General features: G+C 73.2%; 18 protein-coding genes. 16 read left to right on the top strand and 2 right to left on the bottom strand.

Features of this window, described 5'->3' with window-relative positions; genetic code table 11:
• Positions 1–399 precede the first annotated feature (399 nt).
• The 11 genes from hpnC (at position 400) to ACH4DX_RS08670 (ending at position 13298) form a co-directional block, all read left to right on the top strand.
• Positions 400–1302: a squalene synthase HpnC gene (gene hpnC / locus ACH4DX_RS08720; RefSeq protein ID WP_398114692.1), complete on the top strand. Its 903-nt coding sequence runs from the start codon at positions 400–402 to the stop codon at positions 1300–1302.
• Positions 1299–2249: a presqualene diphosphate synthase HpnD gene (hpnD, locus tag ACH4DX_RS08715; protein ID WP_398154547.1), complete on the top strand. Its 951-nt coding sequence runs from the start codon at positions 1299–1301 to the stop codon at positions 2247–2249. The genes hpnC and hpnD overlap by 4 nt, the downstream gene beginning before the upstream one ends.
• Positions 2250–2358: 109 nt before the next feature.
• The gene (hpnE, locus tag ACH4DX_RS08710) at positions 2359–3765 is read left to right on the top strand and encodes a hydroxysqualene dehydroxylase HpnE (RefSeq protein WP_398154546.1); all 1407 of its coding nucleotides are present in this window, start codon (positions 2359–2361) and stop codon (positions 3763–3765) included.
• Positions 3762–4886, top strand: coding sequence for a polyprenyl synthetase family protein (locus tag ACH4DX_RS08705; RefSeq protein ID WP_398114686.1), 1125 nt, complete (start codon positions 3762–3764; stop codon positions 4884–4886). The genes hpnE and ACH4DX_RS08705 overlap by 4 nt, the downstream gene beginning before the upstream one ends.
• A 105-nt stretch (positions 4887–4991) precedes the next feature.
• A complete protein-coding gene (gene shc, locus ACH4DX_RS08700) occupies positions 4992–7040 on the top strand; it encodes a squalene--hopene cyclase (protein WP_398154545.1) in 2049 nt (682 codons plus the stop codon).
• Positions 7040–7690: a 1-hydroxy-2-methyl-2-butenyl 4-diphosphate reductase gene (locus ACH4DX_RS08695; protein ID WP_398154544.1), complete on the top strand. Its 651-nt coding sequence runs from the start codon at positions 7040–7042 to the stop codon at positions 7688–7690. Before shc ends, ACH4DX_RS08695 begins: the two co-directional genes overlap by 1 nt.
• A gap of 5 nt (positions 7691–7695) precedes the next feature.
• Positions 7696–8718, top strand: a complete 1023-nt coding sequence (gene hpnH / locus ACH4DX_RS08690) for an adenosyl-hopene transferase HpnH (RefSeq protein WP_398154543.1) — start codon at positions 7696–7698, stop codon at positions 8716–8718.
• Positions 8719–8808: 90 nt separating this feature from the next.
• Complete coding sequence (gene dxs / locus ACH4DX_RS08685; protein ID WP_398154542.1) at positions 8809–10866, top strand: 1-deoxy-D-xylulose-5-phosphate synthase; 2058 nt, start codon at positions 8809–8811, stop codon at positions 10864–10866.
• Positions 10867–10963: 97 nt separating this feature from the next.
• Positions 10964–12358, top strand: coding sequence for an aspartate aminotransferase family protein (locus ACH4DX_RS08680; RefSeq protein WP_398154541.1), 1395 nt, complete (start codon positions 10964–10966; stop codon positions 12356–12358).
• 141 nt (positions 12359–12499) lie between these two features.
• Complete coding sequence (locus tag ACH4DX_RS08675; RefSeq protein WP_398114675.1) at positions 12500–13153, top strand: helix-turn-helix domain-containing protein; 654 nt, start codon at positions 12500–12502, stop codon at positions 13151–13153.
• A 28-nt stretch (positions 13154–13181) separates the two neighbouring features.
• Positions 13182–13298, top strand: a complete 117-nt coding sequence (locus ACH4DX_RS08670) for a DUF6126 family protein (RefSeq protein ID WP_398116037.1) — start codon at positions 13182–13184, stop codon at positions 13296–13298.
• 24 nt (positions 13299–13322) lie between these two features.
• Here the strand turns inward: ACH4DX_RS08670 and ACH4DX_RS08665 are convergent, their stop codons facing one another.
• Positions 13323–14120, bottom strand: coding sequence for a tyrosine-protein phosphatase (locus ACH4DX_RS08665; RefSeq protein ID WP_398114673.1), 798 nt, complete (start codon positions 14118–14120; stop codon positions 13323–13325).
• 274 nt (positions 14121–14394) lie between these two features.
• Between ACH4DX_RS08665 and ACH4DX_RS08660 the strand changes: the two genes are divergently transcribed.
• Together ACH4DX_RS08660 and ACH4DX_RS08655 are read left to right on the top strand one after the other, a co-directional pair.
• Positions 14395–15201, top strand: a complete 807-nt coding sequence (locus tag ACH4DX_RS08660) for an SGNH/GDSL hydrolase family protein (protein WP_398154540.1) — start codon at positions 14395–14397, stop codon at positions 15199–15201.
• 288 nt (positions 15202–15489) lie between these two features.
• A complete protein-coding gene (locus tag ACH4DX_RS08655; protein WP_398154539.1) occupies positions 15490–16380 on the top strand; it encodes an SIMPL domain-containing protein in 891 nt (296 codons plus the stop codon).
• Positions 16381–16508: 128 nt separating this feature from the next.
• On the opposite strand, the gene ACH4DX_RS08650 is transcribed toward ACH4DX_RS08655, so the two are convergent.
• Positions 16509–17120 carry a TetR family transcriptional regulator C-terminal domain-containing protein gene (locus tag ACH4DX_RS08650; RefSeq protein WP_398154538.1) on the bottom strand — a complete coding sequence of 204 codons (612 nt, stop codon included), beginning with the start codon at positions 17118–17120 and terminating at the stop codon, positions 16509–16511.
• Positions 17121–17294: 174 nt separating this feature from the next.
• Here ACH4DX_RS08650 and ACH4DX_RS08645 point away from each other — a divergent pair, with 174 nt between their 5' ends.
• The 3 genes from ACH4DX_RS08645 to ACH4DX_RS08635 all read left to right on the top strand — a co-directional run bounded on the left by ACH4DX_RS08645 (position 17295) and on the right by ACH4DX_RS08635 (position 21423).
• Complete coding sequence (locus ACH4DX_RS08645) at positions 17295–18575, top strand: MBL fold metallo-hydrolase (protein WP_398154537.1); 1281 nt, start codon at positions 17295–17297, stop codon at positions 18573–18575.
• A gap of 313 nt (positions 18576–18888) precedes the next feature.
• Positions 18889–20895, top strand: coding sequence for an ATP-binding protein (locus ACH4DX_RS08640; protein WP_398154536.1), 2007 nt, complete (start codon positions 18889–18891; stop codon positions 20893–20895).
• A 93-nt stretch (positions 20896–20988) separates the two neighbouring features.
• Entirely contained in the window at positions 20989–21423 is a 435-nt protein-coding gene (locus tag ACH4DX_RS08635; RefSeq protein WP_398114662.1) for a roadblock/LC7 domain-containing protein, read from the top strand.
• Positions 21424–21425 lie beyond the last annotated feature (2 nt).

Below are 21425 nucleotides of genomic sequence, written 5' to 3'. Positions count from 1 at the left end.
CGGCCGGCAGCGGTCCACCGGCCGGTAGCCGTTCATGGGAAGGCAGCCGTTCACCGGGAGGCAGCCGGATGGCGGTACGCCCGTCACGGCCGAACGGAGCAGGGCCCCGCCGGGACACCCCGGCGGGGCCCTGCTCCGTCCGCGGACATCAAAAGCCCCGCGCGTCACGGGAGTTCGGGGAAGACTGAAGCCAATCGGTGCGTTGTTGTGATGCGCGAAACACCCCGACGACTCGGCGTGCGTTGTACAACGTAAGCTGTACCGGTGCTGAATAGCGGCAAGTGGGGAGATTTCGCGCGGCACCGGGGCACAGGGCACCGTCCGCCGCGCGGGGGCAGGGCGGCGTGTCCGAAATAGGATGTTTTAGGTCAGCAGTGTAGAACGGGAGATGTGACGGCAATGGCTACGGACGATCTCCGGCTCCGCGATGCGTCCGCCGTCCTCGACAAAGCCGCGGACGAGAACTTTCCCGTGGCCCCGTTCTTCCTCCCGCGCGCCTGGCGCGAGGACCTCATGGCCGTGTACGGCTACGCCCGTCTGGTCGACGACATCGGGGACGCCGACCTGGACCGGGGCGCCGCGCACGCCCGCTACCTCGGCGCCGACCCGGCCGCCGCCGATGACCCGCTCGCCCTCCTCGACGCCTTCGAGGCCGATCTGCGGAGGGTCTTCACCGCGGGCCGGGACCCCGGCCACCCGCTCCTTCAGGCCCTCGTGCCCACCGTGCGCCGACGCGGTCTGACTCCCGAGCCCTTCCTCGGCCTGATCGCCGCCAACCGCCAGGACCAGCTCGTCAAGCGGTACGAGACCTTCGAGGACCTGGTGGCCTACTGCGAGCTGTCCGCGAACCCCGTGGGCCGCCTCGTCCTCGCCATCACCGGCACCGCGACCCCCGAGCGCGTCCGCCTGTCGGACTCGGTGTGCACCGCGCTCCAGGTCGTGGAGCACCTCCAGGACGTGCGCGAGGACCTGGAACGCGACCGCGTCTACCTCCCGGCACAGGACATGTCGCGCTTCCACGTCCGGGAACGGGATCTGGCCGCACCCACGGCAGGCGCATCGGTGCGCGCACTGGTCGCCTATGAAGCGGAACGCGCCCACCGCCTCCTGAATGAAGGCACCCCCCTCGTGGGTAGCGTCCACGGCAGGCTGAAGCTGCTGCTTGCCGGGTTCGTGGCAGGGGGAAGGGCGACCGTCCACGCGATCGCCGCCGCCGGGTACGACGTCGTTTCCAGGCCGCCCAAACCCACGAAGCCGCGTTTGCTGCGCGAGGTGGGAGCGGTTCTGCGAGGAGAGGGGTGAGCCGGACCGTGGAGTCAGAACCTCGCGTGTCCGCGCCGGTACTCGCCGCATACAGCTATTGCGAGACCGTCACGGGGCAGCAGGCACGCAATTTCGCGTACGGCATCAGGTTGCTGCCGACGCCCAAGCGGCGGGCGATGTCCGCGCTCTACGCGTTCTCCCGGCGCGTGGACGACATCGGCGACGGCGCCCTCGCGCCACAGGTGAAGCAGGCGCGCCTCGACGACACCCGGGCCCTGCTGACCCGGGTGCGCGACGGCGGCGTGGCGGAGGACGACACCGACCCCGTCGCGGTGGCGCTCAGCCATGCGGCCGGGCACTTCCCCATCCCGCTCGGCGGCCTCGACGAGCTGATCGACGGCGTCCTGATGGACGTGCGCGGCGAGACGTACGAGACCTGGGAGGACCTGAAGGGCTACTGCCGCTGCGTGGCCGGCGCCATCGGGCGGCTCTCCCTCGGCGTCTTCGGCACCGAACCGGGCGCGCCGAACGCGGAGCGCGCCCCCGAGTACGCCGACACGCTCGGGCTCGCGCTGCAACTCACCAACATCCTCCGCGACGTTCGCGAGGACGCGCTGGAGGGCCGTACCTACCTCCCCGCCGACGACCTCGCCAAGTTCGGCTGCGCCGACGGGTTCTCCAGGGCCGAGCCGCCGCCCGGGTCGGACTTCGCGGGGCTCGTGCACTTCGAAGTCCGCCGCGCGCGGGCCCTGTTCGCCGAGGGCTACCGCCTCCTGCCGATGCTCGACCGGCGCAGCGGTGCCTGTGTGGCGGCGATGGCGGGCATCTACCGCCGGTTGCTCGACCGCATCGAGAGGGAACCGGAAGCGGTCCTGCGGGGCCGCGTCTCCCTGCCGGGACGCGAGAAGGCGTACGTCGCCGTGCGCGGTCTGTCCGGGCTCGACGCGCGCAGCGTCTCCCGGGGCGCCGTCAGGAGGCGTACGTGATCCGCGTGCCCGGTGAAGCCGCAGCGCGGACGGCGTGTCGTCCCGAGCGGCGGGCAACCCTCCGCATGGCCTCGGCGTCCCAGACTGCAACCGCCGAAAGTGAGGACGCATGAGGCAGGACGACAGCCGCTCCGCGCAGGAGGCCGACAGCGCAGGTCGACGCCCGTCGGCCGTCGTCGTGGGCGGCGGCCTGGCCGGTGTCACCTCCGCCCTCGCACTCGCCGACGCGGGCGTCGAGGTCACCCTGCTCGAAGGGCGCCCGCGCCTCGGCGGACTCGCCTTCTCCTTCCAGCGCGGCGAGCTGACCGTCGACAACGGCCAGCACGTCTACCTGCGCTGCTGCACGGCCTACCGCTGGTTCCTCGACCGCGTCGAAGGCGCCCACCTGGCGCCGCTCCAGGACCGTCTCGACGTACCCGTGCTCGACGCCCATCGGCACCGTCTCGGGCGGCTGCGCCGCACCGCGCTGCCCGTGCCGCTGCACCTGGCCGCGAGCCTCGCCACCTATCCGCATCTGTCGATCGCCGAGCGCGCCGCCGTCGGCCGCGCCGCGCTCGCCCTCAAGGGACTCGACCCGGCCGACCCGGCGCTCGACAACCAGGACTTCGGCAGCTGGCTTGCCGCCCGCGGTCAGTCGAAGCGCGCCATCGAGGCGCTGTGGGACCTCGTCGGGGTGGCCACCCTCAACGCCGTCGCGGGCGACGCCTCGCTCGGGCTCGCCGCGATGGTGTTCAGGACCGGACTGCTCTCCGAGCCGGGCGCCGCCGACATCGGCTGGGCGCGGGTGCCCCTCGGTGACCTGCACGACGGGCTCGCCCGCAAGGCGCTCGACTCGGCGGGTGTGCGCACCGAACTGCGAACACGTGTCACCTCCCTCTCCCGTCAGGAGAACGGGAGTTGGCGCGTGGAAGTTCCCGGTGAGGTCGTCCAGGCGGACTCCGTGGTGCTCGCCGTGCCCCAGGCGGAGGCGCACGACCTGCTCCCCGACGGCGCCCTCGACGACCCCGACCGGCTCCTCGCCATCGACAGCGCGCCGATCCTCAACGTCCACGTCGTGTACGACAGGAAGGTGCTCAAGCGGCCCTTCTTCGCCGCGCTCGGCACGCCCGTGCAGTGGGTCTTCGACCGGACCGAGGCCTCGGGGCTGCGCACCGGCCAGTACCTCGCGCTGTCCCAGTCCGCGGCCCACGGGGAGATCGACGCGCCCGTGGCGGCGCTCAGAGAGCGCTATCTGCCGGAGCTCGAGCGCCTGCTGCCCGCCGCGCACGGCGCACGGGTGCTCGACTTCTTCGTGACCCGGGAGCGCGCGGCCACTTTCGCGCCGACACCGGGCGTCGGGCGCCTGCGCCCGGGCGCGCACACCCACGCGCCCGGCCTCCACCTGGCGGGCGCGTGGACCGCCACCGGCTGGCCCGCGACGATGGAAGGCGCTGTACGCAGCGGGATCACCGCGGCGCGGGCCGCCCTCACCGCCCTCGACCGCCCCCATGACCATCTCTTCGAGGAGGCGGCGTGACGCTCGACCTGCTGGGGCCCCCGCCCCACGAACCCCGCACCGGAATCAGAGGAGAGACCGTGCCGACTGTGCCCTCGGCCGAACCGGCCGCCGTGGACGTGACTGCGCTCCTCGAGCGCGGCCGGACACTGGCCACCCCGGTGCTGCGGTCCGCGGTGGACCGCCTCGCGCCGCCCATGGACACCGTCGCCGCCTACCACTTCGGCTGGATCGACGCCGACGGCAACCCGGCCGTCGGCGACGGGGGCAAGGCCGTGCGCCCGGCGCTCGCCCTGCTGTCCGCGGAGGCAGCGGGCGCCACCCCGGAGACCGGCGTGCCCGGCGCGGTCGCCGTCGAGCTGGTGCACAACTTCTCGCTCCTGCACGACGACCTGATGGACGGCGACGAGCAGCGCCGCCACCGCGACACCGTCTGGAAGGTGCACGGCCCCGCCCAGGCGATCCTCGTCGGCGACGCCCTGTTCGCCCTCGCCAACGAGGTGCTCCTCGAACTCGGCACCGTCGAGGCGGGCCGCGCCACGCGCCGTCTGACCACCGCGACACGCGCCCTCATCGACGGCCAGGCGCAGGACATCTCCTACGAGCACCGCGAGCGGGTCACCGTCGAGGAGTGCCTGGAGATGGAGGGCAACAAGACCGGCGCCCTGCTCGCCTGCGCGGTCTCCATCGGCGCGGTGCTCGGCGGCGCCGACGACGCCACCGCCGACACCCTGGAGCGGTACGGCTACCACCTCGGACTCGCCTTCCAGGCCGTCGACGACCTGCTCGGCATCTGGGGCGACCCGGAGGCCACCGGCAAGCAGACGTGGAGCGATCTGCGCCAGCGCAAGAAGTCCCTGCCCGTGGTCGCCGCCCTCGCCGCGGGCGGCCCGGCCTCCGAACGGCTCGGCGAGCTGCTCGCCGCCGACGCCAAGAGCAACGACTTCGACAGCTTCTCCGAGGAAGAGTTCGCCGCGCGCGCCGCCCTGATCGAGGAGGCCGGCGGCCGCGAGTGGACCGCCGAGGAGGCGCGGCGGCAGCACGCCGTCGCCATCGAGGCGCTGGACGAGGTCCAGATGCCGGACCGGGTGCGGGCGCAGCTCAGCGCGCTCGCCGACTTCGTCGTCGTACGGAAGAGATGATCCCTATCGGCCCCAACTGACTCGCAGTCGCCGGCCGGTGTCCCCCCAGGGCCCCGGCCGACGGCGGACCCGGCAGACACCAAGCACTGCGGAGAAGGGGAAGCCATGACAGCGACGACCGACGGAAGCACCGGAGCGGTGACGCCCCGGGCAGCCTCGGCCACCGGAACGACCGACACCACCCCCGCGGCGATCGGGACACTGGACGCCGCGGCCCGCGCCATACGGGGCTCCATCGATTTCCTGCTGTCCCGCCAGGACGCCCAGGGATGGTGGAAGGGCGACCTGGCCACCAATGTGACCATGGACGCCGAGGATCTGCTGCTCCGCCAGTTCCTGGGGGTCCAGGACGAGGCGACCAGCCGCGCCGCCGGGCTCTTCATCCGCGGCGAGCAGCGCGAGGACGGCACCTGGGCCAGTTTCCACGGCGGCCCCGGCGAGCTCTCCGTCACCATCGAGGCGTACGTCGCGCTGCGGCTCGCGGGGGACGCCCCCGACGAACCGCACATGGCCAGGGCGTCCGCCTGGATCAGGGAGCGGGGCGGCATCGCGTCCGCCCGGGTCTTCACCCGCATCTGGCTGGCCCTCTTCGGCTGGTGGAAGTGGGACGACCTGCCCGAACTGCCGCCCGAGCTGCTCTACTTCCCCAAGTGGTTCCCGCTCAACATCTATGACTTCGGGTGCTGGGCGCGGCAGACGATAGTGCCGCTGACCATCGTCTCCGCCAAGCGCCCCGTACGTCCCGCGCCCTTCCCGCTGGACGAGCTGCACACCGACCCCCGGCTTCCCAACCCGGTCGGACCGCCGGCCCCCGTGGCGAGTTGGGACGGAGTCTTCCAGCGCCTCGACAAGGCGCTGCACGTCTACCACAAGTTCGCGCCGCGCGGAGTGCGCAGGGCCGCCATGAACCGCGCGGCCCGCTGGATCATCGAGCGGCAGGAGAACGACGGCTGCTGGGGCGGCATCCAGCCGCCCGCCGTGTACTCCGTCATCGCCCTGCACCTGCTCGGGTACGACCTGGACCACCCCGTCCTGAAGGCCGGGCTCGAGTCCCTCGACCGGTTCGCCGTGTGGCGCGAGGACGGCGCACGCATGATCGAGGCCTGTCAGTCGCCGGTGTGGGACACCTGCCTCGCCACGATCGCGCTCGCCGACGCCGGGGTGCCCGCCGACCACCCGCAGCTGGTGCGGGCCGCGGACTGGATGCTGGGCGAGCAGATCGTGCGGCCCGGCGACTGGTCGGTGCGCAGGCCTGGCCTCACCCCCGGCGGCTGGGCCTTCGAGTTCCACAACGACAACTACCCCGACATCGACGACACCGCGGAGGTCGTCCTCGCGCTGCGCCGGGTCGAGCACCCCGACCGGGCGCGCATGGAGCACGCCATCGCCCGCGGGGTGCGCTGGAACCTCGGCATGCAGTCGAAGAACGGCGCCTGGGCCGCCTTCGACGTCGACAACACCAGCCCCTTCCCCAACCGCCTGCCGTTCTGCGACTTCGGCGAGGTCATCGACCCGCCCTCCGCCGACGTCACCGCGCACGTGGTGGAGATGGCTGCCTACGAGGGTCTGGCCGACGACCCGCGCACCCGGCGCGGCGTCGAGTGGCTGCTCGCCGAACAGGAGGCGTTCGGCGGCTGGTTCGGGCGCTGGGGCGTCAACTACGTCTACGGCACGGGGTCGGTCCTGCCCGCCCTCACCGCCGTCGGGATGCCCGGCTCGCACCCGGCGATCCGGCGTGCGGTCGCCTGGCTGGAGTCGGTGCAGAACGACGACGGCGGCTGGGGCGAGGACCTGCGCTCCTACCGCGAGGAGCAGTGGATCGGGCACGGCGCCTCCACCGCCTCGCAGACCGCCTGGGCGCTGCTCGGCCTGCTCGCGGCCGGGGAGCGGGACTCCAGGGCGGTGGAGCGCGGCGTCGAGTGGCTCGCCAGGACACAGCGGGACGACGGCTCCTGGGACGAGCCGTACTTCACCGGCACCGGCTTCCCCTGGGACTTCTCCATCAACTACCATCTCTACCGGCAGGTGTTCCCGCTGACGGCCCTCGGCCGGTACGTCAACGGCGAACCGTTCGCCGGTGTCGCCGGTGTCTCCGGCACCCCCGGTGTCCCCGGCGTCCCCGGCGCCCCCCGTGCCTCCGGCAAGGGAAGCTGATGGTCCGGACCCCGGCCGGGCCGGACCCGGCGCCCCTCCTGATCGCCTGCGCGCTCGGCATCGAGCACCTCGCCCTGCGCACCGGCGACCGGGGCGGCACGGGCGGAGCCATGACCGTGCTGCGGACGGGCATGGGCCCCAAGGCCGCCGAGCGCGCCGTCGCCAAGGCGCTCGGCACGCCCGCCCTGCACGACGCGGCCGTCGTGGCCACGGGCTTCTGCGCCGGTCTCGCACCCGGCATGCACCCCGGCGACCTGGTCGTCGCCGAGGAGACCCGGCACGACGGCGGCCGCACCCCTTGTGTCGGCACCGGGACGCTGGTGCGGGAGCTGGGGCGCGCGCTGCCCCGCCGCACCGTCCACACCGGTCCGCTCACCGGTTCCGACCACGTCGTGCGCGGCCACGAACGCGCCGCGCTCCTCGCCACCGGCGCCATCGCGGTGGACATGGAGTCCGCCGTCACGCTGCACAGCGCCGTGACGGCGGGAACCCGGCCGGTTGCGGCCGTCCGGGTGGTCGTGGACGCCCCACAGCACGAACTCGTACGTATCGGCACGGTGCGCGGTGGAATATCGGCCTTCCGCGTTCTCCGTGCCGTGCTTCCCGCTTTCTTCGAATGGCACCGTTCTTCGCTGCTCCCCCGGAGGTGAGCCAGATGGCCATGCCGCTGCGCCAGTCCATCAAGGTCGCGACGTATCTCATGGAACAGAAGCTGCGCAAGCGGGACAAGTTCCCGCTGATCGTCGAGTTGGAACCGCTTTTCGCGTGCAATTTGAAGTGTGAGGGCTGCGGCAAGATCCAGCACCCGGCCGGTGTGCTCAAGCAGCGCATGCCGGTGGCGCAGGCCGTGGGCGCCGTTCTCGAGTCGGGCGCGCCGATGGTGTCGATCGCCGGTGGCGAGCCGTTGATGCACCCGCAGATCGATGAGATCGTGCGGCAGCTCGTCGCCAAGAAGAAGTACGTTTTCCTTTGCACCAATGCCATGTTGCTGCGCAAGAAGATGGAAAAGTTCACGCCCTCGCCCTATTTCGCGTTCGCCGTGCACATCGACGGGATGCGGGAACGGCACGACGAGTCGGTGGCGAAGGAGGGGGTGTTCGACGAGGCGGTCGAGGCCATCAAGGAGGCCAAGCGGCGCGGCTTCCGGGTGACCACCAACTCGACCTTCTTCAACACCGACACCCCGCAGACGATCATCGAGGTCCTGAACTTCCTCAATGACGAACTGAAGGTCGACGAGATGATGCTGTCGCCCGCCTACGCCTACGAGAAGGCACCCGACCAGGAGCACTTCCTGGGTGTCGAACAGACCCGTGAACTGTTCAGGAAGACCTTCGCCGGCGGCAACCGGCGGCGCTGGCGGCTGAACCACTCGCCGCTGTTCCTCGACTTCCTGGAGGGCAAGGTCGACTTCCCGTGCACGGCGTGGGCGATCCCCAACTACTCGCTCTTCGGCTGGCAGCGCCCCTGCTACCTGATGAGCGACGGCTACGTCCCGACGTACCGGGAGCTGATCGAGGAGACCGACTGGTCCAAGTACGGCCGCGGCAAGGACGACCGGTGCGCCAACTGCATGGCGCACTGCGGCTACGAGCCGACGGCCGTGCTCGCCACCATGGGCTCCCTCAAGGAGTCCCTGCGGGCCATGCGCGAGACCGTCGCCAGCAACCGCGGGTGAGAGCCGGGTCCACACGACAGGTACGAGCACGGGAGCGAGTCGCACGACCGGTAAGACGGTGAGTGGAACAACCAGTAAGGGGGCCCGAGCATGACCATCCTGGAGACGATCAGGGGGCCGCGCGACCTGAAGGCGCTGTCCGAGTCCGACCTCGCCGAACTGGCGGAGGAGATCCGGCAGTTCCTGGTCCACGCGGTCGCGAGGACCGGCGGCCATCTCGGGCCCAACCTGGGCGTGGTGGAGCTCACCATCGCCCTGCACCGGGTCTTCGAGTCGCCGGTCGACCGCATCGTGTGGGACACCGGCCACCAGAGCTACGTGCACAAGTTGCTGACCGGGCGGCAGGACTTCTCGAAGCTGCGCGGCAAGGGCGGTCTCTCCGGCTACCCCTCGCGCGCGGAGTCGGTGCACGACATCGTCGAGAACAGCCACGCCTCGACCGCGCTCGGCTGGGCGGACGGCCTCGCCAAGGCCCATCAGGTACTCGGCGAGCACGGGCACGTGGTGGCCGTCATCGGGGACGGGGCGCTCACCGGCGGGATGGCCTGGGAGGCGCTGAACAACATCGCCGCCGCGAAGGACCGGCCGCTGATCATCGTCGTGAACGACAACGAGCGGTCCTACGCCCCCACCATCGGCGGCCTCGCCGACCACCTGGCCACCCTGCGCACCACCGACGGCTATGAACAGGTCCTCGCCTGGGGCAAGGACGTCCTCCAGCGCACGCCCCTGATCGGGCGCACCCTGTACGAGTCGCTGCACGGCGCCAAGAAGGGCTTCAAGGACGCCTTCGCGCCGCAGGGCATGTTCGAGGACCTCGGCCTGAAGTACGTCGGGCCGATCGACGGCCACGACACCCGGGCCGTCGAGTCGGCGCTGCGGCGCGCGAAACGCTTTCACGGCCCGGTCATCGTGCACTGCCTGACCGAGAAGGGCCGCGGCTACGAACCCGCCCTCGCCGACGAAGCGGACCGCTTCCACACCGTCGGCGTCATGGACCCGCTCACCTGCGAGCCGCTCACGCCGTCCGGCGGGCCCTCCTGGACCTCGGTGTTCGGCGAGGAGATCGTACGGATCGGTGCCGAGCGCGAGGACGTCGTGGCGATCACGGCGGCCATGCTGCACCCGGTGGGGCTCACGGGCTTCGCCGCGGCCTACCCGGACCGGGTGTGGGACGTGGGCATCGCCGAACAGCACGCCGCCGTGGCCGCCGCCGGACTCGCCACGGGCGGCCTCCACCCCGTCGTCGCCGTCTACGCCACCTTCCTCAACCGCGCCTTCGACCAGCTCCTGATGGATGTCGCGCTGCACCGGTGCGGAGTCACGTTCGTGCTCGACCGGGCGGGGATCACCGGCGTCGACGGCGCCTCCCACAACGGCATGTGGGATTTGTCCGTCCTCCAGGTCGTCCCCGGCCTCAGGATCGCCGCGCCCCGCGACGCCGACCAGCTCCGGGCCCAGCTGCGCGAGGCCGTCGCCGTCGACGACGCGCCGACGCTGCTGCGCTTCCCGAAGGAGTCGGTGGGCCCGGCGATTCCCGCCGTGGGGCGGGTTGGGGGCATGGATGTGCTGCGCGGTGGCCTCGCGTCCGGCGCCGGCGCCGGGGCTGGGGCTGCCGGAGTCGGCGAGGCCGTGGGGGTCGACGCCGCCGACGTGCTGCTCGTCGCCGTGGGCGTGATGGCGCCCGTGTGCCTCCAGGCGGCGGACCTCCTCGCGGAGCGCGGCATCGGCTGCACGGTGGTCGACCCGCGCTGGGTGAAGCCCGTCGACCCGGAGCTGCCCCCGCTGGCGGCGCGCCACCGGCTCGTCGCGGTCGTCGAGGACAACAGCAAGGCGGCCGGGGTCGGCTCGGCGGTCGCGCTGGCACTCGGCGAGGCCGAGGTGGACGTACCCGTACGCCGCTTCGGTGTGCCCGACCAGTTCCTGGCGCACGCCAAGCGCAGCGAGGTGCTCGCGGACCTGGGGCTCACCCCCGTGGAGATCGCCGGGAGCATCGGCGCGACGCTCGCACGCAAGGACGCGACCGGGGTCGCGGGCGTAGGGGGGCAGGCGGGGCCGCCCGGCCGGGAGAAGACCGCCCCCGGGGGCCGGAGGAAGCCCGCCGCGAACCGCCGCAAGAGGGCCGACGCGCCCGCCGAGGAGGGCTGAGCATGAGGTGGCGTGCGGGGCGAGGGCCGGGCCTGGGGAGTGTGGGCCGAGGAGGGCCGGGCTTGGCGCGCGTGAGCCGAAGAGGGGGGATGCGGGGATGACTGGCATGAGCAAGGGGTTCGACCTCGGCAGGCTGCTCGCCGAGCGCAGTGGCGAGCGGTACGAGCTGCACGCCCGCCATCTCAATCATCAACTGCCGCGCATGCTGCACACCATCGGCTTCGACAAGGTCTACGAGCGGGCCGAGGGCGCGTACTTCTGGGACGCCGACGGCAACGACTACCTGGACATGCTCGCCGGGTTCGGCGTCATGGGCCTCGGCCGGCACCACCCCGTCGTCCGCAAGGCCCTGCACGACGTCCTCGACGCCTCCCTCGCCGATCTCACCCGCTTCGACTGCCAGCCGCTGCCGGGCCTGCTCGCCGAGCAGCTGCTCACCCACAGCCCGCACCTGGACCGCGTCTTCTTCGGCAACAGCGGCACCGAGGCCGTGGAGACGGCCCTGAAGTTCGCCCGCTACGCGACCGGCAGACCCCGCGTCCTGTACTGCGCGCACGCCTTCCACGGCCTGACCACGGGATCGCTCTCGGTCAACGGCGAGACCGGGTTCCGGGACGGCTTCGCCCCGCTCCTGCCCGACACGGCCGTACCGCTCGGCGACCTCGACGCGCTGCGCAAGGAGCTGGCGCGGGGCGACGTCGCCGCGCTGATCGTCGAGCCCGTCCAGGGCAAGGGCGTCCACGAGCCACCGCCCGGCTATCTGCGCGCCGCCCAGGAACTGCTGCACCGGCACAAGGCGCTCCTGATCGCCGACGAGGTGCAGACGGGCCTCGGCAGGACCGGCGCCTTCTACGCCTACCAGCACGAGGAGGGCGTCGAGCCCGACCTGGTGTGCGTGGCCAAGGCGCTGTCCGGAGGCTATGTGCCGGTCGGCGCGACCCTCGGCAAGGACTGGATCTTCAAGAATGTCTACTCGTCGATGGACCGCGTCCTCGTGCACTCGGCGAGCTTCGGGTCGAACGCGCAGGCCATGGCGGCGGGACTCGCCGTCCTCGCGGTCATGCGGGACGAGGGGGTCGTCGAGAACGCGCGGGTGACGGGGGAGCTCCTGAAGTCCCGGCTCGCCGCCCTCGTCGACCGCTACGAGCTGCTGAGCGAGGTGCGTGGCCGTGGCCTCATGGTCGGCATCGAGTTCGGCAGACCGCGGTCGCTGAAGCTGCGCAGCCGCTGGACGATGCTCCAGGCGGCGCGCAAGGGCCTGTTCGCTCAGATGGTGGTCGTGCCGCTGTTGCAGAAGCACCGGATCCTCACCCAGGTCTCCGGCGACCACCTTGAGGTCATCAAGCTGATCCCGCCGCTCACGGTGGGGGAGCGGGAGGTCGACCGGTTCGTCGAGGCCTTCACCGCCGTGATGGACGACGCGCACGGCGGCGGCGGACTGATGTGGGACTTCGGCAAGACACTGGTGAAGCAGGCGGTCGCCAACAAGTAGGCGGTCTTCTGCGAATGGGCGGTCCCCTACGAGTAGGCGGTCACCGCCGAGCGGACGGTCGCCGTCAGCCAGGCCGCCCTGGGGTTTTGCCTCCGGGGCAATAAAGTTGCCCCAGAGGCAATGTTCTGGCTGAATCGAAGCATGAACCCCGCCGAGGCCGACACCGCCCCCGACGCCGTCGAGGCGGCACCGGCGGTGGACGCCCTGCCCGCCGTCGCCCCCCAGCTCAGGGAGCTGCGCCGCCGCGCCGCCCTCACCCTGGAGGCGGCGGCCCGCGCGGCCGGTCTCTCACCGGCGCACCTCTCCCGCCTGGAGACCGGACAGCGCCAGCCGTCGCTGCCCATGCTCCTCGCGCTGGCCCGTACCTACGGTACGACGGTCTCCGAGCTGCTCGGCGAGACGCCCGCCGACCGGGACGCCGTCGTCCGCGCACCGGACATGGAACCCACCGCGGCAGGCGGCTGGACGTACTGGCAGGCGGGCGCACCGGGACGGGGCATGCAGGCGCTGCGCGTGCACGTCCCGCACGGCGCGCAGGGCGACATCGTGCGGGTGCACGCGGGCGAGGAGTGGCTGTACGTCATCGAGGGGCGGCTGCGGCTCAGGCTCGGCGACACCGCGTACACACTCGCGCCCGGGGACAGCGCGCACTTCGACTCGCTGACCCCGCACCGGATCGCCGCAGCGGACCCCGGCGGGGCCGACTTCCTCTTCGTCCACACCTTGTTGCAGAGCCCCGCCACCGCGCTGTGTCTCGGCGGCACCACCCAGGGAGGCAGACATGACGGAATCTGAGCCGCACGAGCCCCGGCGCCGGATGGTGATGGAGGAGAAGTTCCCCCGCGCCCTGTGGGTCCGGCTGATCATCTACGTGGCCGTGGGGCACGTGTTCGCGTTCTTCGTCTATCTGCTCTTCGTGCTCGGCGGCCAGAACCAGTGAACCGGCGGCGGCCGTCGCCCGCCGTCAGTCCAGGAGCCGCTCGCGCAGCCGGTCCCGGGTCTCCGGCGTGAGGCCGAGGCCGCGCGCCAGATAGGTCTCGGTGTCGCCCCACAGCTGCTCGACGGTTTCGAAGGCCGCCGCCAGATACTCGGCGCGGGCGTCGAACAGCGGGCTCAGGAGCTCCAGGACCTCGGGGGCCATCGCGTCCGCCGACGAGCTGCCGCGGCGCACCTTGTAGCGGCGGTGCGCGGCGTTCGACTTCAGGTAGTCCGCCAGGATCGCGTCGCGCTCCACACCGACCGCGAGGAGCGTCACCGCTATCGAGAGGCCCGCCCGGTCCTTGCCCGCCGCGCAGTGCATGAGCGCGGGAACGCTGTCCTCGGCGAGCGCGCGCAGCACCTGGCCGTGCTCGGCCGTGCGCTCCTTGATGATCATGCGGTACGAGGAGGACATCCGGCCGGCGGCCCGCCCGTCGGACAGCGCCGCGCGCAGCTGGTCGAGGTCTCCGTCGCGGACCATCCTCCAGAACTCGGCGCCGTCCGCCGGGTCCGACAGCGGCAGGTTCACGTTCCGCACGCCGGGCAGCTCCACGTCCGGCCCCTCCAGGCGCTGGTCGGCGGCGTTGCGGAAGTCGAAGACCGTGTGCAGGCCGAGGGAGGCGAGGAACGCCGCGTCGGCCGCGGTGGCGTGCGCGAGGTGACCGCTGCGGAACAGCACGCCGTGCCGCACCCGGCGACCGTCCACCGTCGGAAGGCCGCCCACGTCACGGAAGTTGCGCACGCCCGCAAGATCGGGCTCGGTCGACGGGACCTGCTGCGTCACGGGGTCTCCTCCTGCTGGGGGCGGCACGCGCCGACGGTTGCGGTCTGCGGCGGATGGTTGGCCTTCGACGATACGACATGGGTTCCTGAGGCAATCAGTCGTGCCGCAGGGGTGCCCTGAGGCCCTCGCGGGGCGTGCGGGCACCGCGCACGCGGGGGTAGGGGTCCGCACGTATTCCGGGTTGGTGCAATCTTGACCGGTGGCTTATCTCACCCCCCGTCAACCCCTTATTACGGTGGCGTAGGTCACTTGGCTGAAGGAAAGATGTGACGACGTGACAGGAGAGTCGACAATCTTCAGCACGTACGCCATCCCGGACACCTTCACTTCCTACGCAGCGGTCGGCGACAGCTTCACCGAAGGGGTGGGGGACCCCGGACCCGACGGCACCTTCGTCGGCTGGGCCGACCGGCTCGCCGTCCTGCTCGACGACCGCGTGCCCGAGCACTCCTTCCGGTACGCGAACCTCGCCGTGCGCGGCAAGCTCCTCGACCAGATCGTCGCGGACCAGGTCCCGCGGGCCAAGGAACTCGGCCCCGACGTGGTCACGTTCGCCGCGGGCGGCAACGACATCATCCGTCCGGGCACCGACCCGGACGAGGTCGCCGAGCGCTTCGAGAGAGCCGTCGCGGACCTCGCGTCCGCCGTCGGCACCGTCGTCGTCACCACGGGCTTCGACACCCGGCGCGTGCCGCTCCTCAAGCACCTGCGCGGCAAGATAGCCACGTACAACGGCCATGTCCGCGCGGTCGCCGACCGCTACGGCTGCCCGGTACTCGACCTGTGGTCGCTGAAGTCCGTACAGGACCGGCGCGCCTGGGACACCGACCGTCTGCACCTGTCGCCCGAGGGGCACACCCGCGTGGCCATGCGGGCCGGACAGGTGCTCGGCATCGAGGTGCCGGCCGACCCGGAGCAGCCCTGGCCGCCGCTGCCGCCGCGCGGTCCCCTGGAGGGGCGGCGCGACGACGTCCAGTGGGCGCGCGAACACCTGGTGCCGTGGATCGGCCGGAGGCTGCGGGGCCAGTCGTCCGGGGACCATGTCGCGGCGAAGCGACCCGATCTGATGCCGCTGCTCTGACACGTCTCGGCCGCTTCGTCTCGGCCGCTCGTCTTGGCTGCTCGGTACGGGTGCTTCAGCTCGGCCGCTCGTCTCGGCTGCCCCGAGACGGCCGGCTCGGTACGGGTGCCCCGGTGCCGCCGACCCGGTGCCGCCGACCGGACGCCGCAGTCTCGGCGGACCACTGATGCGACCGGTGAGGTGACAGGGCGGGAGTGGCGGAGCCGTGCGCGGGCGCCCGGGTGCTGGGATGTCGGCCAGCCGTCCCCGTGGGGGCGGAGGACCGCCACAGCGGAAGGACTCCCGCCCATGCCCGCAGCCCCGCGCCCGCCCACCCGAGCCCCTCGTACGCCCGCTGCCGCCGCCCCCGTACCGCACCCGGCCCCGCGGGCCCACCGTGCCGTACGCGTGCTGCCGCCCGTGCGCGTGCTCCCGCCCGTGCGCGCGCTCACCGCCGCCCTCCTCGCGCTCGCCGCCCTCGGCCTGCCCGCTGCCCTCGCCGGGCCCGCCGCCGCCGACGCGGCGCCCGCGGTGTCCGCCCCGGCCGGGGCACCCGCGGCCACCAGCCCCGAGCCCGCCCCGGCCACGGTGACCGTCACCGGCACGGGCTCCGCGAGCGCAGCGCCCGATCTGGCCGTGGTCGGCGTGGCCGTCGAGGCCACCGCGCCGACGGCGGAGAAGGCACTCGCCGCCCAGCACGCCGCCGCCGACGCGCTGCTCGGCGCGCTGCGCGGGCACCGCGTCGCCGACCGGGACATCCGCACCGACAGCCTGGAGCTCTCGGCCGTGTACGAGGACCGCGGCGGGGTGTCCAAGCTGAGCGGGTACCGGGCCGCGCAGGGCTTCAGCGTCAAGGTCCGCGAGCTGCACCGCACCGGCCGGGTCATCGAGGCGGCGGCGGGCTCCGCGGGGGACGCCGTGCGCATCACCGGCGTGTCCTTCGACCTCGCCGACGCCCGCCCCCTGCGTGCGCGGTCCCGCCAGGCCGCGCACGAGGACGCCCGCGCCAAGGCCGAGCACTACGCGCGGCTGACCGGCCGCCGCCTCGGCCGCCTGGTCTCCCTCAACGAGGCCGGGACGAGCGCGCCACGCCCCCTCGCGGTGTCCCCGGCGGCCTTCGCCAAGCAGGACGGGGTACCGCTGGCGCCGGGGGAGATCGAGGACACGGTGTCGGTGGTGGCGGTGTACGAGTTGCAGTGAGCGCGGGGGAGCGCGGCCCGGCGACGTCGACGGCGGGACGGCGGCGGTGGCGATGACGGCGACGGCGGCGATGGCGGCGACCTCGGCCCCGGCGGGTTCGCAGTCGCCGTCGCAGTCGGCGGGGCGGCTCAGCGCCGGAAGTCCGCCGGGGTCAGGCCGAGCTCACGGGCCAGTGCCTCGTCCGCCCAGGAGCGGGTCCGGGCGCGGGACACCGCGCCCGGGTAGGCCGTCATCTGGACGGCGAGGCCGTCGAGGAAGGCGGTCAGGCGCAGGGCCGCGCCCGCGGGGTCGGGGCAGCGGAACTCACCTGCGGCCACGCCCTCCGCGATGACCTCGGCGAGCGCCGCCTTCCACCGGCGGTCGAGATCATGGGTGACCGACCGCAGCGCGGGCTCACGCAGCGCCGACGCCCACCCCTCTATCCACAGCCGCCACCCCTTGGCCTGGCCCGTCGGCGCGTACCAGCGCACGGCCGCACGCAGTCGGCGCGCCGCCGAGGTGCGCCGCCCGAGGAGCTTGTGCAGCTGGGCCAGGTCGGTCTCGGCGGCGTGCGCGAACGCGGCGGCGACGAGTTCGTCCTTGGTGGAGAAGTGGTAGAGGACCAGGGCGTTGCTCACGCCGAGCACGTCCGCGACGTCCGCGATGCGCACGGCGGCCACACCGCGCACCTCGATCTGCTCGACGGTGGCGGTCAGCAGCTCGGCCCGCCGCTCCGCCACGCTCAACCGCACTCTTGTCACGCCGTGCACCCTACCTACGCGGCTACGCGCGTCCCGCAGCGACGACGCACGTCGTGCCGGGTGACCGCGCGGGCCACCACCGCCCTGCCCGGGGCCGGGCACGGGCCCGACGAGCGTCCGCGGAGGGGGAGCACATAATGGGGGAGCCCGAGCAAACCTGTTTCTGGAGGTGCCGTGTCCCGGTTCTCGAGCTCCCGGCTGCGTTCGCTGCGGTCCGCCGCGTTCGGTGCGGATCCCGCGGGCGCGCGCCTCGCGCGCATCCGCCGCTCGCCGAACTTCGCCGACGGCTCGTTCCAGAACCCGGTGGGGGCCCGGACCAGGCCGTCCGGGTCCGCCCTCGAGTTCGCGAAGGGCTACTTCCGCAAGGAGCAGCGGGCCCGCCGTGCGCCGGCCCACCCGGTGCCGGTGCACGCGACGACCCTCGCCGACCTCGCCGTGCCCCCGGCCGGCGGGCTCCGGCTCACCTGGATGGGGCACTCCACCGTCCTCGCGGAGATTGACGGGCACCGGGTGCTCTTCGACCCCGTGTGGGGCGAGCGCTGCTCGCCGTTCCCCTTCGCCGGGCCGAAGCGGCTGCATCCGGTGCCGGTGCCGCTGGCGGCGCTCGGCCCCGTCGACGCGGTCGTCATCTCGCACGACCACTACGACCACCTGGACATGCCGACCATCAAGGCCCTGGCCGGCACGGACACGGTCTTCGCGGTGCCGCTCGGCGTCGGCGCGCACCTGGAGCACTGGGGCGTGCCCGCCGGCCGGCTGCGCGAGCTGGACTGGCACGAGTCCACCGAGGTCGGCGGTCTGACCCTCACGGCGACGCCCGCGCGGCACTTCTGCGGCCGCGGCCTGCGCAACCAGCAGCACACGCTATGGGCGTCCTGGTGCGTGCGCGGCCCCGAGCACCGCGTCTTCCACAGCGGTGACACCGGCTACTTCCCCGGCTTCGCGGACATCGGTGCCGCGTACGGCCCGTTCGACGCCACGATGATCCAGATCGGCGCCTACTCGGAGTTCTGGCCCGACATCCACATGCGTCCCGACGAGGGCATGCGCGCCCACCTCGACCTCCAGGGCGGCCGGGCGCGGGGCGTGCTCCTGCCCATCCACTGGGGCACGTTCAACCTCGCCCCGCACCCCTGGGCCGAGCCGGCCGAGAGCACGCTCGCCGCGGCCCGCGCCGAGGGCGCCCCGGTCGCCCTGCCGATCCCCGGCGAGCCCTTCGAACCGGGGTCCGGCTCGGTGCCCGACCTGCCGTGGTGGCGGGCCTTCGCGGGGGACGCGGCGACGGCCCACGAAGCCGCCCCCGAGGCCCCGGCCGCCCCCGAGCCCCCGGCCGCAACGGAGGCCGCGAGCGCCCGGCAGAGCATCGCGCAGGACGCCACCGACGGCGAACCGGGCGCGGACCGGCGCAAGCCCAGGCCCAACACTCCCGGGCCCGAGGTCGCCGGAGTGGGCTGACCCGCGGCCCGACCGCGGGTACGAAGCGCGGTACGGCACCGGCCGAGCGATGTGGGGAACGGACGTACGCCCCCCACGTCGCTCGGCCGTTTGATTACTTTCGGGCAACCGTGCGAGGCGTCATACCAGAGCGGGACGCTGCCCGCCGGAGTTGGTCAACTGCCCACCGCACCTCCCGCGTCGACGACTACCGTGAGTGGTCGTCGGACGACGCAGGGATCACATCGGGGCCTGCCGGCCGGCATCGCGATGCCATCGACGACGCGCCGCAGCGGACCGCCGCGGCGTCCGTCGCAACGTACCGAGGACGCTGATGTCTCACCTTCGCGCACCGGCAGCACGCGCAGACCGCCGTGAGGGCGGCCGGCACGGCAGATCCGGGAGCCGCGCCGCGCCGCCGCTGCCCGAGACCCGCATACGGCCCCAGCTCCTGCGCCTCGCCGTGCTGCCCGCCGTCGCGGTGGGGCTGTGCGGCACGGCCGCCGTGCTCGCGCTGCTCCGCGCCGACGGAACCCGCCCGGCGCCGCCGCTGCTGGGGGCGCTCGCCGCCGCCGCGGTCCTCGGGCTCGGCTGCGTCGCGATCGCCGCCGTCGCCGCGGAGCGGGCCGCCAGGTCGCTGCGCGACCGCGTCCTCGCGCTGCGCCGCGCCACCGCGCGCGGCCAGGCGGACCTGTGCGAACTCGTCGAACAGCTGCGCCGCGGCGACACACCGTCCGCGCGCGGCCAGGAGCCCGCCCGGCACGCCGTCCCGGGCGGGGGCGCCGGGGACGGGCTCGGGCTGCTCGCCGAGGAGATGTCCCTGGCCCACGACGGCGCCGTCACCGCCGTCGTGCAGGCCGCGCAGCTCTCCAGCCGGACGGGCAGCGAGCAGAAGGTGGAGGTCTTCGTCAACCTCGCCCGGAGGTTGCAGTCCCTCGTGCACCGCGAGATCTCGCTCCTCGACGACCTGGAGAACACCGTCGAGGACCCCGAACTGCTCAAGGGCCTCTTCCACATCGACCACCTCGCCACCCGCATCCGGCGGCACGCGGAGAACCTCGCCGTGCTCGGCGGTGCCATGTCCCGGCGCCAGTGGAGCAGGCCGGTGACCATGACGGAGGTCCTGCGGTCCTCGATCGCGGAGGTGGAGCAGTACTCCCGGGTCAAGCTGGTGCCGCCGATCGAGGGCACCCTGCGCGGGCACGCCGTCGCCGACGTCATCCACCTGCTCGCCGAACTCGTCGAGAACGCCACCGTGTTCTCCGCCCCGCACACCCAGGTCCTGCTGCGCGCCAACCTCGTGACCGCCGGGCTCGCCGTCGAGGTCGAGGACCGCGGACTCGGCATGCCCCTCACCGAGCAGAGCCGGATGAACCGCCTGCTCGCCGACCCCGACCAGGTCAACGTCGCGAGCCTGCTCCAGGACGGGCGCATCGGCCTCTTCGTCGTCTCCGCGCTCGCCCGCAGGCACGGCATCGCGGTGCGCCTTCAGACCAACATCTACGGCGGGGTGCAGGCCGTCCTGATCGTGCCCCAGGACCTCCTCGGCGCCGCACCGGACGACGCCCCGGCCACGGCCCGAGCCGGCGCCGCGGCGGGGCCGAGCGCCGCGAACGGCCTCGTACCGGGCCCGCGCCAGGAACCCGCACTCCCCGCCACCGCGACCCCCTCGCCGTACGGGGGCCCGGACGCGGCCTCGGGGCCGTCCTCGTACGGGGTCCCGGACGCGGCCTCGCCGCCTTCCCCGTACGGGACCGCGGATCCCGCCTTGCCGCCGTCCTCGTACGCGGTCTCGGATACGGCCTCGCGGCCGACCTCGTACGGGGTCCCCGATGCGGCCTCGCCGCCTTCCCCGTACGGCGCCCCGGGCACCGCCCCGCCGCCCTCCCCGTACGTCACCGACCCGGCGCCCGTCCCGCCCGGACCCCACCCCCCGTACCCGTACTCCGCAGCCGTGAACGGCACCCCGGCCCCGGCGGGTGGCGGCGCCCCGCCCGCCCCCCTGCCCGTCAGGGAGCCCCGGGACGACCGGCCCACTCCCGCCGAAGCGGTGCCGGGCATCCGTGCCGAGGACCGGCAGAGCGCCATCGAGCACACCGAAGCCCTGCCGGTGCCCCTCAGCGGGCCCGTGCGCGGGCGGGTCGGCAGGCCGCAGCTTCCCCGGCGGCGCGCCCAGGAACACCTCGCGCCCCAGTTGCGCGACCTGCGCGCCCCCCGCCCCCAGGACGACCACGTGGGCCACGACCCGGGCCTGATGGCCGCCTTCCAGCGCGGTATCGGCCTCGCCCAGGCGGCCGTGCCGCGCGCCGCCCCGGCCGCCCGCAGCGACCGGGGCGGCTGACCTCGACGCCGCCCCGCACCCCCGTGCACGCCGACGAGGCCCGACAACGCCGAGATATCGAGAACCCCCCGTACTTCAAGGAGTCGATCCACCATGGCGAGCGATGCGCCGACCGGCCAGGTATCCGATCTCGACTGGCTGATGAGCGGACTCGTGCAGCGCGTGCCGCACACCCGGAGCGCCGTCCTGCTCTCCTGCGACGGACTGGTGAAGTCGGTCCACGGCCTCGACCCGGACAGCGCCGACCACATGGCGGCCCTCGCGTCGGGGCTCTATTCGCTGGGGCGCAGCGCGGGCCTGCGCTTCGGGGACGGCGGGGACGTGCGCCAAGTGGTCGTGGAACTGGACTCGACGCTCCTGTTCGTGTCCACCGCGGGGTCCGGCACCTGTCTCGCCGTGCTCGCGGGACGCGACGCGGACGCCGCCGTGCTCGGGTACGAGATGGCGATGCTCGTGAAGAGCGTCAGGCCCTACCTGGTCACGGCGCCGCGGCAGAGCGCCGCCGCACCCGCCTCGATGAGGACCTGAGC

The sequence above is a fragment of the Streptomyces sp. NPDC017940 genome (assembly GCF_044328435.1).
Classification (GTDB): Bacteria; Actinomycetota; Actinomycetes; order Streptomycetales; family Streptomycetaceae; genus Streptomyces.
Note: the sequence above shows the minus strand (reverse complement) of the source record. Positions and strands in the feature narration are given on the sequence as shown.